Origin of the sequence: Ornithinicoccus halotolerans, assembly GCF_009602535.1 — a bacterium.
In the GTDB taxonomy this organism is placed as follows: Bacteria; Actinomycetota; Actinomycetes; order Actinomycetales; family Dermatophilaceae; genus Ornithinicoccus; species Ornithinicoccus halotolerans.
Map to the genome: position 1 here is coordinate 1 of NZ_WIQI01000091.1, position 11,083 is coordinate 11,083.

13 protein-coding genes, 1 tRNA gene and 1 pseudogene are annotated in these 11,083 nt (G+C 72.5%); 8 read left to right on the forward strand and 7 right to left on the reverse strand.

Annotated elements, in window-relative coordinates; genetic code table 11:
- Both GFJ45_RS12890 and GFJ45_RS12895 read right to left on the reverse strand, forming a co-directional pair.
- Positions 1-325 (reverse strand): annotated as a pseudogene (locus tag GFJ45_RS12890) (hypothetical protein); the annotation flags it as partial.
- A 16-nt stretch (positions 326-341) separates the two neighbouring features.
- Positions 342-860 carry a hypothetical protein gene (locus GFJ45_RS12895; RefSeq protein WP_153397853.1) on the reverse strand — a complete coding sequence of 173 codons (519 nt, stop codon included), beginning with the start codon at positions 858-860 and terminating at the stop codon, positions 342-344.
- 101 nt (positions 861-961) lie between these two features.
- Between GFJ45_RS12895 and GFJ45_RS12900 the strand changes: the two genes are divergently transcribed.
- The 4 genes from GFJ45_RS12900 to crcB are packed head-to-tail and all read left to right on the forward strand — an operon-like array spanning position 962 to position 3,487.
- Positions 962-1,435, forward strand: a complete 474-nt coding sequence (locus tag GFJ45_RS12900) for a MarR family winged helix-turn-helix transcriptional regulator (protein ID WP_153397855.1) — start codon at positions 962-964, stop codon at positions 1,433-1,435.
- Between the two features lie 26 nt (positions 1,436-1,461).
- Positions 1,462-2,697 (forward strand): dipeptidase, encoded by a 1,236-nt coding sequence (locus GFJ45_RS12905; RefSeq protein ID WP_153397857.1) that lies wholly within the window; start codon positions 1,462-1,464, stop codon positions 2,695-2,697.
- Positions 2,694-3,128, forward strand: a complete 435-nt coding sequence (locus GFJ45_RS12910; protein ID WP_153397859.1) for a fluoride efflux transporter FluC — start codon at positions 2,694-2,696, stop codon at positions 3,126-3,128. Before GFJ45_RS12905 ends, GFJ45_RS12910 begins: the two co-directional genes overlap by 4 nt.
- Positions 3,122-3,487, forward strand: coding sequence for a fluoride efflux transporter CrcB (gene crcB, locus GFJ45_RS12915; RefSeq protein ID WP_228386990.1), 366 nt, complete (start codon positions 3,122-3,124; stop codon positions 3,485-3,487). Before GFJ45_RS12910 ends, crcB begins: the two co-directional genes overlap by 7 nt.
- A 37-nt stretch (positions 3,488-3,524) precedes the next feature.
- Here the strand turns inward: crcB and GFJ45_RS12920 are convergent, their stop codons facing one another.
- Both GFJ45_RS12920 and GFJ45_RS12925 read right to left on the reverse strand, forming a co-directional pair.
- Positions 3,525-5,288 carry a sodium:solute symporter family protein gene (locus GFJ45_RS12920; protein ID WP_153397863.1) on the reverse strand — a complete coding sequence of 588 codons (1,764 nt, stop codon included), beginning with the start codon at positions 5,286-5,288 and terminating at the stop codon, positions 3,525-3,527.
- Entirely contained in the window at positions 5,285-5,563 is a 279-nt protein-coding gene (locus GFJ45_RS12925) for a DUF4212 domain-containing protein (RefSeq protein ID WP_153397865.1), read from the reverse strand. The genes GFJ45_RS12920 and GFJ45_RS12925 overlap by 4 nt, the downstream gene beginning before the upstream one ends.
- Positions 5,564-5,738: 175 nt before the next feature.
- Here GFJ45_RS12925 and GFJ45_RS12930 point away from each other — a divergent pair, with 175 nt between their 5' ends.
- Together GFJ45_RS12930 and GFJ45_RS12935 are read left to right on the forward strand one after the other, a co-directional pair.
- On the forward strand, positions 5,739-6,128 hold the full coding sequence (locus GFJ45_RS12930) for a hypothetical protein (RefSeq protein ID WP_228386991.1): 390 nt from the start codon (positions 5,739-5,741) through the stop codon (positions 6,126-6,128).
- Positions 6,129-6,304: 176 nt separating this feature from the next.
- Positions 6,305-7,999 (forward strand): bifunctional metallophosphatase/5'-nucleotidase, encoded by a 1,695-nt coding sequence (locus GFJ45_RS12935; protein WP_153397867.1) that lies wholly within the window; start codon positions 6,305-6,307, stop codon positions 7,997-7,999.
- A 72-nt stretch (positions 8,000-8,071) separates the two neighbouring features.
- On the opposite strand, the gene GFJ45_RS12940 is transcribed toward GFJ45_RS12935, so the two are convergent.
- Positions 8,072-8,761 carry an alpha/beta fold hydrolase gene (locus GFJ45_RS12940; RefSeq protein ID WP_153397869.1) on the reverse strand — a complete coding sequence of 230 codons (690 nt, stop codon included), beginning with the start codon at positions 8,759-8,761 and terminating at the stop codon, positions 8,072-8,074.
- Between the two features lie 178 nt (positions 8,762-8,939).
- Positions 8,940-9,482 (reverse strand): TetR/AcrR family transcriptional regulator, encoded by a 543-nt coding sequence (locus GFJ45_RS12945; RefSeq protein WP_153397872.1) that lies wholly within the window; start codon positions 9,480-9,482, stop codon positions 8,940-8,942.
- 237 nt (positions 9,483-9,719) lie between these two features.
- On the opposite strand from GFJ45_RS12945, the gene GFJ45_RS12950 reads away from it, so the two are divergent.
- Positions 9,720-10,151: a DUF6069 family protein gene (locus tag GFJ45_RS12950; RefSeq protein WP_153397874.1), complete on the forward strand. Its 432-nt coding sequence runs from the start codon at positions 9,720-9,722 to the stop codon at positions 10,149-10,151.
- Between the two features lie 172 nt (positions 10,152-10,323).
- Here GFJ45_RS12950 and GFJ45_RS12955 read toward each other — a convergent pair.
- Positions 10,324-10,407, reverse strand: a tRNA-Leu gene (locus GFJ45_RS12955).
- A gap of 176 nt (positions 10,408-10,583) precedes the next feature.
- Here GFJ45_RS12955 and GFJ45_RS12960 point away from each other — a divergent pair.
- The coding region (locus GFJ45_RS12960) for a DUF3662 domain-containing protein (protein ID WP_153397876.1) at positions 10,584-11,083 on the forward strand (500 nt) is incomplete at its 3' end.

Sequence of the window (11,083 nt, forward strand, 5' to 3'; positions counted from 1 at the left end):
AAATGTCAAGAGTGACGTCGTGGTCTGTGCCGTCGACGGTGAAGGCGAAGAACGAGCAACACGAGGTCTCCCGGGCGTCCAGCTCCGGCACCGTCCAGCTCGGCTCCGCGGCGGGCTCGGGCAGGTCCTGCAGCCCGCGCCAGCTCACCCCGACCCGCCGCTGCGGCAGCGTGCCGGCCAGGTAGTCGGCCACGACCTCCAGCTCCCGGCCCTCCCCACCGGCGGCCGTCTCCCGCAGGGTGCCGGCGAGCAGCGCGGTCTTGGCGTTGCGGGAGGACGTCGCCGCGACCTGGGCGGAGGTCTCGATCACCTGGGCGAGCAGCACCTGCCCCGCTCCCGGCTCAGTCGGAGGGCTGCGGGCGCAGTGCGCCGTCGCGCACCCGCCCGTGGAGCTCGCCCAGCCGATCGGCCTGGCTGCGGGCCAGGTCGGCGTACCGGCGGAACTCCTCCGGGTCCTCCCCCAGCTCGGCGCCGATCTCGGTCAGCGTCTCCCACAGTCCCAGCTTGCCGATGACGGCGCTGCGCATCAGCTCCATCTCCAGCAGCGGCGTCATCGGCGAGGTGGTGAGGACGCGGCCGTTGAGCTTGAGCCGGCCCAGCTTCTCGGCGGTCCACGCCAGCACCTGCCGGTGCCGCAGCGGCTTCAGGCCCAGGGTGTCGATGAGGCGCTGCAGCCGGTTCTGCTCGTCGTCGATCTCGTGGGCGATCTCGCGCAGCGTCTCGGCCATCGGCGAGCCGGCGTACTGCTCGGCCATCCGGCGGACGCGGGAGAGGCCGGCCGCCGACCCGCTCAGGTGGTCGGACAGGTAGAGCTGGAGCAGCTCGGCGTCGAACGTCGCGGGTACACGGGTCGCGGTCACGGAACCAACTGTGGCACCGCCGCACCGCTCGCGCGCGTCCAGCGCCGCCACCGGCAGGGCACGACCAGGTTCTTCTCAGGCCCGCGTGATAGTCAGGCCCCATGACTACCTGGGACGACCCGGACGGCCCCACCCAGGCCGTCCCCGAGGACGACCCGTTGCCGGACCACTACTTCCGCTGGGCGGAGGCCGCGACCCGCCGGATGCGGGCGGAGGTGTTCGCGCAGGCCGAGCCGCGCCACGTGGAGATCCGTGGCAGCCAGGGCCGGGTGCTGCAGCTCATTCCCCGCTCGGGCATGCGGGTGACCGACCTGGCCGAGCGGGCCCACATGACCAAGCAGGCGCTGGGCCAGCTGGTGCGTGCCCTGGAGGCCAGGGGCGCGGTCGTCATCGAACCGGACGAGCGGGACGCCCGGGTGCGGATCGTGCGCCGCACCGAGCTCGGTGACCGGGCGAGCGCCGACCTCAACCACGCGATCACGCTGGCCGAGGAGACCATCCGCGAGCAGGTCGGCCCGGCGGCCTACGACCAGATGCTGCAGACGATGCGTGACATCGCCGGCACCGACTTCTGAGTCGGCCCGATGGCAGACTCCTTTCCGTGAGGACGCGACCGCCCGGACCCGCCGGCCCCGACCCGCTCGCCCGGGTGCGCGCGCTGCTGCACGCCCACCCGCTCGTCGACGGCCACAACGACCTGCCGTGGGCCGCCCGCACCCTGGTGGGGTACGACTGGGACCGGCTCGACATCGCCGGCCGCACCCCCGCCACCCACACCGACCTGCCGAGGCTCGCCGAGGGTGGGGTCGGCGCCCAGTTCTGGTCGGTGTTCGTCCCCTCGACGCTCCCGCCGGACCAGGCCGTCGTGCAGACGTTGGAGCAAATCGACGCGGTGCACACCATGGTCGGCCGCTACCCCGACCGGCTGGGGCTGGCCACGACGGCGGCGCAGGCTCGAGAGGTGTTCGCCTCCGGGCGGGTCGCCTCCTTGCTCGGCGCCGAGGGCGGCCACTCGATCGGGTGCTCGTTCGGCACGCTGCGGATGCTGCACCGGCTCGGGGTGCGCTACCTGACGCTGACCCACAACGACAACACGCCGTGGGCCGACTCGGCCACGGACGCACCGGTGCACGGCGGGCTCACCGCCTTCGGCCGCGCGGTGGTGCGGGAGATGAACCGCATCGGGATGATGGTGGACCTCTCCCACGTGTCGGCCGACACCATGGGCGACGCCCTCGCCGCCAGCCGGGCGCCGGTCATCTTTTCCCACAGCTCGGCGCGGGCGCTGTGTGACAGCCCGCGCAACGTGCCCGACGACGTGCTGGCGACCATGGCCGCCGCCGGCGGGGTGTGCATGGCGGTGTTCGCCCCGCCGTTCGTCTCCCAGGCGCGGTGGGACTGGCGGGTCGAGGCGGGGGAGGCGGCACGCGCCGAGGGCGTCGCCCCCACCGACCTGACCGCGTTCACCCCGTTCCTGCAGCGGTGGGCCAGGCAGCACCCGCCACCGCCGGTGACGCTGGCGGACGTGGTCAACCACGTCGAGCACCTGCGGGAGGTCGCCGGCGTCGAGCACGTCGGGCTGGGCGGCGACTACGACGGCGTACCCGACCAGCCCGAGGGGCTGGCCGACGTCACCGGCTACCCGCGGTTGCTGGCCGCGCTGGCCGACCGTGGCTGGTCCGACGCCGAGCTGGTCGCCCTCGCCGGCGGCAACGTGCTGCGGGTGCTGGCGGAGGTCGAGCAGGTAGCGGCCCGGCTGCAGCGCGAGGAGCCGCCCGGCCTGGCACGGATCGAGCAGCTCGACGCGCCGGCACCGGCGCCCACCGCAGGCGCGTGACCGCCCGGCCCGGTGACCCGGTGCGACGGGTGGCGCTGCCGCTCAGCGTTGCCGCCGGGGGCGCCCTCGGGGCCTCCGGCCGCTACGGCGTGCAGCTGCTGCTGCCGGCGGAGCCGAGCGGGGTCCCCTGGGCGACGCTGGCCGTCAACGTGGCCGGCTGCCTGCTCATGGGGGTGCTGATGGTGCTGCTGCTGGAGGGGACCGCGACGCCGCACCGGCTGCTGCGGCCGTTCCTGGGGGTCGGCGTGCTGGGCGGGTTCACGACGTTCTCCGCCGTCGCGACCGAGGTGGACGCGCTGGCGCGGGCGGGGCAGGCGGCCGCGGCGGGCGGCTACCTGGCGGTGACGCTGCTGGGCTCGCTGCTGGCGGTGCACGCCGGGATCGCCGCGACCCGGGCAGTGCTGCGACGCCGGCGGGAGGGCGGATGGTGACCGTGCTGCTGGTGGCCGCGGGCGGTGCGACGGGCGCGCTGGGCCGCTACCTGCTCGACCGGTGGGTGCGCCAGCGGCACGACTCGCCGTTCCCGTGGGGGACGCTGCTGGTCAACGTGCTGGGCTCGCTGCTGCTCGGGCTGCTGCTGGGGCTGGCCTCGCGCGGCGCGGTGCCGCCGTGGGCGGTGCTGCTGGCCGGGACCGGGCTGTGCGGCGCGCTGACGACGGTGAGCACGTTCGCCTACGACACCGCCGCGCTGGTGGCCGACCACCGCCCGGCGCTGGCGACCGCCAACGTGCTCGGGTCGGCCACGCTGTGCCTGGCTGCCGCGGCGGTGGGCCTGGCCCTCACCGGGTGAGGGCTGAGGGCCAGGCCCGCCGCGCGCTGCGCCCCGCTCAGCCGGGGCCGGGTCGCTCGTCGGGACCGGTGTCGCGCGGCTCGTCCTCGGCGGCGCGCTCTCCGTGCAGCACGTCCTCCTCGAGCGCGCCGGTCGCGTGCGCGGCCACCAGCTGGGTGCGGCCGGGGTAGCGCACGTCCTCCACCAGCTGCTGCATGACCTCGGTCGGTGGGGTGGTGAACTGCGACACCACGATCGTGACGATGAAGTTCAGGATCATGCCGATGGTGCCGAAGCCGGTCTCCTGGATCCCGAAGAAGCCCTCGGCGTTGCCGTAGATGTCGATCGTCCACAGCTGGTAGGCCAGCGTGGTCCCGAGCCCGACCGCCATGCCGGCCACCGCCCCGGCCGCGGTGCACTTCTTCCAGAAGATCCCGAGCACCAGGATCGGGAAGAAGCTGGCCGCCGCGAGCCCGAACGCGAGCGCCACCACCTGGGCGACGAACCCGGGCGGGTTGATGCCCAGGTAGCCGGCGACCACGATCGCCCCGGCCATCGCGGTCCGGCCCACCAACAGCTGCCGCGCCTCGGAGGCCTGCGGGTTGACCTTCTTGTAGTAGAGGTCGTTGGCCACCGAGGAGGAGATGACCAGGAGCAGCCCGGAGGCGGTGGACAGCGCCGCGGCCAGGCCACCGGCGGCCACCAGGCCCACGATCGGCGCCGGCAGTCCCGCGATCTCCGGTGTCGCCAGCACGACGATGTCGTTGTTGATGACCAGCTCCCCCAGCCCGTCACCGCCGGCCATGTCGATGACCCCGTCGCCGTTGGCGTCGTTGAACTCGATCAGCCCGACGTCGCGCCAGCTCTGGTACCAGGCCGGCGCCTCGGCCTCCGTGGTGCCGGACAGCTGGTTGATCACGTTGTACTTGCTGAACGCGCCGATCGCCGGGGCGCTGGTGTAGAGCAGCGAGATGAAGAACAGTGCCCACAGCGCGGAGTAGCGCGCCCCGCGCACGCTCTTGGCGGTGTAGAACCGCACGATCACGTGCGGCAGGCCGGCGGTGCCGAACATCAGCGCACCGGTGATGAGCACCATGTTGAGCATCGAGGTGTCGGTGAACGCCTCGGTGTAGGCCTCGATGCCCAGGTCGCGCTGCAGCCCGTCCAGCTCGGTCAGGATCTGGCCGAAGCCGATCTGCGGCACCGGGATCCCGGTCAGCTGCAGCGAGATCGCGACCGCGCAGATGAGGTAGGCGGTGATGAGCACCGTGTACTGCGCCACCTGGGTCCAGGTGATGCCCTTCATGCCGCCGAGCACGGCGTAGAAGAACACGATGACCATGCCGATGATGGTCCCGGTGGTGGTGTCCACGTTGAGGAACCGCTGGAACACCAGGCCGACCCCGGCCATCTGCCCGGCCACGTAGACGAACGAGACCACGACGGCACACAGCACCGCCACCAGCCGTGCCGTCTCGGAGTACCGGTCACCCACGAAGTCGGGGACCGTGTACTTGCCGAACTTGCGCAGGTAGGGCGCCAGCAGCAGCGCCAGCAGCACGTAGCCGCCGGTCCACCCCATGAGGTAGACGGAGCCGCCGTAGCCGTTGGAGGAGAACGCGACGATGCCGGCCATCGAGATGAACGAGGCCGCGCTCATCCAGTCCGCGGCGATCGCGGCGCCGTTGGCGGGTGAGGGGATGCCGCCACCGGCGATGTAGAACCCGGAGGTGTCCTTCACCCGGCTGGCGTAGGCGATGTAGATGTAGATCCCGAAGGTGAGGACGACGAAGACGAGCGTCCACGTCTGCATGCTGCTCATGAGTGGTGGACCTCCTCCTCGTACTCCGTGATGCCGTACTCGGCGTCCAGCTTGTCCATCCGCCACACGTAGATGGCGATGAGCAGCACGAACACGACGATGGATCCCTGCTGGGCGAACCAGAAGCCCAGCGGCACCCCGAGGATGGAGAGCTGGTTGAGCGGCTCCACGAAGAGGATGCCGCACCCGTAGGACACGAGCGCCCACACCGTCAGCAGCCCAGCCATCAGCCGCAGGTTGCGCCGCCAGTACGCCGTCCGTTGCCGTTGGTCCATCGCCGGACTCCTCGTCGTCGGGTCGGTGGCATCACCGCCACCTGGTCACGGAACTCAACCGCTCGGGCACCGTCGGGTCAAGACCCCACAGCTGCCGTTCACCCGCAGCTGGCTCCGTCCTGGCGGGTCGCCGCCATCGGCTGCGCCGCTGCGGCGGTGTCTAGAGTGGGCCGGCATGACGACCGCGCGCCCCGCCCGCCGCCGCGGCCTGCGCCCGGGACAGGGCAAGCTGCTCGGGGCCACCGCGATGCTGGTCGCAGGGGCGTTCCTGCCCTGGGTCTACACCCCCGCCGGGCCGGTCCTCGGCATCCGCGGTCCCGGGCTCTGGACCCTCTACGCCAGCATGCTGGCGCTGGCCTCGGCGCTCATCCCTCACCGGACGCTCGCCGTGGCGCAGGCCTGCCTGTGCGGTGCGGTGGCGATCGTGCTGCCCGCCTGGCAGATGCTGCACGTGCTCGGACTGGTCGGCACCGGCGGCTGGCTGCCCGGGCCCGGCGCGGTCATGTCCGCCGGCGCCGGCGTGCTGTGCCTGGCGGCCGCCCGGCAGCTGCTGCTCGCCCGGTGATGTGCCCGCCCGGCCAGTGACGCTTCTCCCCCGTCTGGTCAGGAGCTGGCCATCGGCCGGCCAAGCGGTAGCGGCCCGGAGTTCGCCCGGAAGTCACGACGCGGCCGTGTCCGGGAGGCTACGGTTGTCCCTGCGCGCCCAGAGAGCGCGCCGCGTCCGACCCCTGGAGGAACCGCATGCCCTCACGAACCCCACGCCTGGTCGTCGCCGGCCTGGCGGCCACGTCCCTGCTCGCCCCGGCCACCGCCGCCGTGGCGCAGGGACCGGCGGACCGACCTGGTCCGCCCGAGCAGAGCACCCTCGACCTGCAGCTGCTGTCGTTCAACGACTTCCACGGCCACCTGCAGCCGTCCGACGGCCTCGGCGGCGCTGCCGCGCTGGCCGGGACGATCGACGAGCTCCGCGCCGAGCACGGCACCAAGACCAGCCTGGTCGTCTCCACCGGTGACATCATCGGCGGCTCGACCTTCCTGTCGGGCATGTTCCAGGACGAGCCGGCCGTCGAGGTCGTGGAGGCGATGGACCTGGCCGTCTCCGCGGTGGGCAACCACGAGTTCGACGAGGGCGTGGACGAGCTGTTGCGCATGCAGGAAGGCGGCTGTCACCCGGACCTCAGGTGCTTCGGTGACGAGCCGTACGACGGGGCGGACTACCCGTACCTGGCCGCCAACGTCGTCGACCGCGAGACCGGCGAGCCGGTGCTGGCCCCCTACCACGTCGAGAAGGTCCGCGGCGTCAAGATCGGCTTCATCGGGGCCGTGACCACCGACACCGCCATCATGGTGAGCCCCTCCGGGATCGCCGACGTCGAGTTCCTCGACGAGGCCGAGACCATCAACCGCTACGCCGCCGAGCTGCAGCAGCAGGGCGTGGAGACCATCATCGCGCTGGTGCACGAGGGCGGTTCCCAGGACAGCGAGGCCGGCATCAACGACTGCGTCGACCTCACCGGCCCGATCACGGACCTCAACGCCAGCACGACCGCCGAGGTGGACGCGATCATCACCGGCCACACCCACGACGGCTACGTCTGCTCGCTGCCAGACCCGGCGGGCGACCCCCGCCTGGTCACCCAGGCAGCGAACTACGGCGAGGTGCTCAGCGAGCTCGTGCTGCCGATCGACCGCGCGACCAAGGACGTCCTCCGCGAGCGGGTCACGGCCACCAACCACGCGGTCACCACCGAGGGTCCGATCGACGCCGAGGTCGCCGCGATCGTGGACTACTGGGACCAGGCCTCCGAGCCGATCGCGGCCCGGGTCGTCGGCACCGTCGAGGAGGACATCACCGGTGACGCCAGCGGCGACCGTGGCATCGAGACCCCGATGGCCGACCTGGTGGCCGACTCCATCCTGTGGGGCACCAGCGGCGACAACGGCGGAGCCGAGATCGCGCTGATGAACGTCGGCGGCGTGCGCGCCTCGCTGCTGGTCGACGACATCACCAACAACGAGCAGCCGGGCGAGGTCACCTACGCCGAGGCCTACGAGGTCGCGCCGTTCGGGAACCAGCTGGTCACCATGGACCTGACCGGTGCCCAGCTGGAGCAGGTGCTGGAGCAGCAGTACCTCCCCGGGCGCAGCCGCGAGATGCTCGCGCTCGGCGTGTCCGAGGGCTTCTCCTACACCTGGGACGCCGACGCCAACGAGGTCGTCGACGGGTCGATGACCCTCAACGGCGACCCGGTGCTGCCCGGGGAGACCTACCGGGTGGCGACGCTCAACTTCCTCGCCGACGGCGGGGACGGGTTCACCGTCTTCACCGAGGGAACCAACGTCACCGGCGGCCCGGAGGACCTGGCCAACCTGGTCGCCTTCCTGCAGGCCCACCCGGGTCTGACCGCTCCGGAGGACCGCGTCACCGGCCTCTGACCGGACCACCGAACCGCGCCGGGTACCCCGTCAGGGTGCCCGGCGCGGTCGCGTCCGGCGCGCCCGCGGCGGCTACCGCTGACCCGCTAGCACCCGCTGCACCTGGTGGATCGCCATGGCGACCGCCTCGGGATGGGTGAGCGGCACCATGTGCCCGGCTCGGGCCACCACGACCAGCGACCGGCACCGGCCGGTCACCAGGCCGTCGACCCACCCCCGTGACGGGATGCGGTCGAACTCACCCACGACCACGACGACGGGCACCGTCAGCCGAGCGACGGCCTCGCCGGTGGGGTACCAGCGCATCGCGTGATGACCGCGCAACATTGAGCGCAGCCCTGTCCGGGCGTACTGCGGGAGCAGGCTGCGCAGCTCGCCGAGCCGCTCGTGCCGGGCGGTCCGCAGCCAGCGCTGCAGGGTCTGCGGCCAGCTCCGGGCCCGCGGGTCGGTGACCGGCCCGATCAGCACCAGCCCGGCGACGCTGGCCCGCCGCACCGCGGTCGCCACCGCCACCGCACAGCCCTCCGAGTGGCCCACCAGCACCACCGGCTGGTCACCCAGCCGCTGCTCCAGCCAGGCCAGCACCCGGAGTGCCTGCGCCTCGATCGACAGGTCGGTGCCCTTGGCCGCCGGGCTGCCCAGGCCCGGGAGCAGCACTGCCTCCGTTCGCCCGCTCAGGCGCGCGGTGACGCCTGCCCACTCCCGGCCGTCCAGTCCCAGGCCCGGGAGCAGTACGAGGGCCGGCTCCTCCGGCGTGCTCATCGACGCCGACTCTACGGGCCCGGCCGCTCCCGCGCGTCCTGTCCTGCGCTGGGCTGGAGCGAACCGGGTTGCTCCGGACGCGGCGGTGGCTGGCGCCCCGACCGCGTGGCCGCTCGTTCCGGTCCAGGGTCAGCACGCGGACCCACGACCAGCCAGATGTCGAGCTCGCGGCTGCGGGTCACTGGGTACCCGCGATCCTCGAGAGCAGCCACTCCAGCTCGGCGCGGGTCCGCTGCTGTCCCTCGATCGCCGTGAGCTCGGCGAAGAGCAGGCCGTCGACGAGGGCCAGGACGGCGTCGGCCACCTCGCGTGGTGCGGCCACACCCTGCTCGGTCAGCCGCTGCTCGATGGCGCTGCGCACCCGGTAGGTGCCAGCCGCCAGGGCCTCTCGCAGCTCGGGACGTCGCACGGACTCGAGCGCGAGCTCGTAGCGGGCCAGGAGCCGTTCCCGATCGGAGGTGAGCAGCTGCTCCGTCACGCGCGCGAGGTCTGCGGCGAGAGACCCATCGGCGGCGGTGGCCAGCTCCGCCTCGTCCAGGGCGGCGAGCCGGTCGACGGCTGCTCGGAGCAGGTCCGCGCGCGTGCGGAGGTAGTAGGAGGTCGAGCCCATCGGCAGCCCGGCCTCCATGTCGACGGCTCGATGGGTGAGCCCTCGTCCGCCGGCCTTGGCCAGGGTTCTGATCGCCGCATCCGCGATCACGGTTCGCCGCTCGGTCGCCATGACCACGTCCCTTCCCTTCCTCGACAGGTGTAGAGTACCATCCTCGACACATGTAGAGGGGGCGACCGTGCCGTAACGACTCCCTCGTGCGTCGGGATCCCGGCCTGAAGGCGTCATGACGGTGCTGATGCCGGCGCGCGACCTTGACCGCCCCCCGGCGGAGCCGCCACTGCACCGGCCAGTGACTGGACCCATGACACACCGAGACCCATGACACACAGAACGGAAGTGATTGCCATGACCAGCACCCACGACAACACCGGCACCGGGACCATCCGGCCGACCACGGAACCGCATCGGATCACCACCCGCCACGTCTACCTGCTCGTCGCCCTGGAGGTCGCCGCCGTCCTGTTGTGGGCCTTCTGGCGACTCCTCGGCGTCGAGCTCGAGGTCCGACGTGGAGCCGGGACCCAGCAGGTCACCCTCGTTGCGGTCGTGTTCGCCACCACGCTCGCGGCCGTCGCGTCGTACGCGTTGCTCTGGGCGCTGAGGAAGCGCGAGCTCCGGGGCTGGACGGCCACCGCCGTCACCGTGCTGCTGGTCTCCTGCGCCGGCCCCTTGCTGGCGGCGACCCTCTCGGCCGGGATCGCGCTCTTGACGTTCCACCTGCTGGTGGGAGTGGGGCTGATCGACGGCATCCGCCATCTGGTCCGCGCCCAGCGGTGACAACCCGGCACCCGCCCTCGGGGCGCGCTGCGCGACTACCGCCCGCGATTGCGCGGATGCTGACGGGCCGTGACCGACGGTCGCGACGGCACCCGCGCAAGGCACCACGAGCGGGCCGACACGGACGAAGCCCCGGGTCCGAGGACCCGGGGCCTGTCGCTGTCATCCAGCGTGCGCGAGGGGGGAGTTGAACCCCCACGCCCTCTCGGGCACACGGACCTGAACCGTGCGCGTCTGCCTATTCCGCCACTCGCGCGAGTGCCGAGACACAATATCACGCGTGAACCGGGGGGACAGACAGGGCGCTGGTCAGGCACGGGACGTCCCGACCTCCCGCCGACACCCAGTGTCGACAAGTACGATCAGGGCGACGCAGGGGTGCCACCCTGCTGACCGGCGGCAGCACTGACCACTGCGGCGGAAGGGAGCGCCATGGGATTCCTCGACCGGGTCGAGCGAAGCCTGGAGCGCGCCGTGAAGGCCCCCTTCGCGCGAATCTTCAAGGCCGAGGTGCAGCCGGTCGAGGTCGCCTCGGCGGTCCGCGGCGCGATGGACGACCGCGCCGCGGTGCTCGGCCCCGGCCGGACCATGGTCCCCAACGTCTTCACGATCGAGCTGGCCGAGAGCGACTACGAGCGGCTCTCCTCCTACGACCGCGCGCTGACCGACGAGCTCGTAGCAGCCGCGGAGGACCACGCCGACGCCCAGCGCTACACCCCCGCCGGGACAGTCGAGGTGCGGCTGGTCAAGGGCGAGGACCTGGAGACCGGCATCTTCCGGGTGCGTCCCACCTCCCGCGACACCCGCCGCGGCCGCTCCGGCCCGTCCTCGCGCCGCGAGCCGGGCGGGCCCGCCCGTGGTGGAGTCGCCGGAGGACCCGCGGGTGCGCGACTACCTGTCGCTGACCGACGTGGCGCTGCGGCGGGTGGTGG

What these genes read in the sequence shown, in the direction of transcription:
- GFJ45_RS12930 (WP_228386991.1), top strand. Translation starts at nt 5,739, where the DNA reads ATGACGACCGCGCGCCCCGCCCGCCGCCGCGGCCTGCGCCCGGGACAG.
- GFJ45_RS12900 (WP_153397855.1), top strand. Translation starts at nt 962, where the DNA reads ATGACTACCTGGGACGACCCGGACGGCCCCACCCAGGCCGTCCCCGAG.
- GFJ45_RS12925 (WP_153397865.1), bottom strand. Translation starts at nt 5,563, where the DNA reads ATGGACCAACGGCAACGGACGGCGTACTGGCGGCGCAACCTGCGGCTG.
- crcB (WP_228386990.1), top strand. Translation starts at nt 3,122, where the DNA reads ATGGTGACCGTGCTGCTGGTGGCCGCGGGCGGTGCGACGGGCGCGCTG.
- GFJ45_RS12920 (WP_153397863.1), bottom strand. Translation starts at nt 5,288, where the DNA reads ATGAGCAGCATGCAGACGTGGACGCTCGTCTTCGTCGTCCTCACCTTC.
- GFJ45_RS12945 (WP_153397872.1), bottom strand. Translation starts at nt 9,482, where the DNA reads ATGGCGACCGAGCGGCGAACCGTGATCGCGGATGCGGCGATCAGAACC.
- GFJ45_RS12940 (WP_153397869.1), bottom strand. Translation starts at nt 8,761, where the DNA reads ATGAGCACGCCGGAGGAGCCGGCCCTCGTACTGCTCCCGGGCCTGGGA.
- GFJ45_RS12950 (WP_153397874.1), top strand. Translation starts at nt 9,720, where the DNA reads ATGACCAGCACCCACGACAACACCGGCACCGGGACCATCCGGCCGACC.
- GFJ45_RS12935 (WP_153397867.1), top strand. Translation starts at nt 6,305, where the DNA reads ATGCCCTCACGAACCCCACGCCTGGTCGTCGCCGGCCTGGCGGCCACG.